This window comes from Clostridium sp. CCUG 7971 (assembly GCF_017590215.1).
GTDB lineage: Bacteria > Bacillota > Clostridia > Peptostreptococcales > Peptostreptococcaceae > Faecalimicrobium.
In genome coordinates, this window is sequence record NZ_JAFFPK010000221.1 from 1 (window position 1) to 551 (window position 551).

Annotated in this window: 1 protein-coding gene; it reads left to right on the forward strand. The window is 31.2% G+C overall.

From position 1 onward, the window contains the following. Positions 1 to 551 (forward strand): phosphohexomutase domain-containing protein (locus JWF52_RS18890; RefSeq protein ID WP_502711271.1); only part of this gene is annotated, 551 nt, incomplete at both ends.

Genomic DNA, 551 nt, shown 5'->3' on the forward strand with positions numbered 1-551 from the left:
AGAAAAAGTAGATTATCATCCAGTTGGAGAAAATGTTGGTAAAAAAATACACAAACACGATGCACAAAGAGATTATGTAAATTATTTAAAATCTATAATAAATGTTGACTTTAAAGGATTAAAAGTAGTTTTAGATTGTGCAAATGGAGCAGCTTATAAAGTTGCGCCAATAGTATTTGATGAGTTAGGTGCAAGTGTAGTAACTATAAATAGTGAACCAGATGGTAATAATATAAATGATAAGTGTGGATCAACACATCCGCAAAGTCTACAAGAAGCTGTTCTGGCGCACAAAGCAGATTTAGGGCTTGCATATGATGGAGATGCTGACAGATTAATTGCCGTTGATGAAAATGGAAACATTGTTGACGGAGATCATATAATGATATTAAGTGCTATATATTTAAAAAAGAAAAATAAATTAGCAAAAGATACATTAGTAGTTACAGTAATGAGTAATATAGGCCTTACTATAGCAGCTAAAGAGCATGGAATAAAATTAGCTACTACTGCTGTAGGGGATAGATATGTATTAGAAGAAATGAAAAATA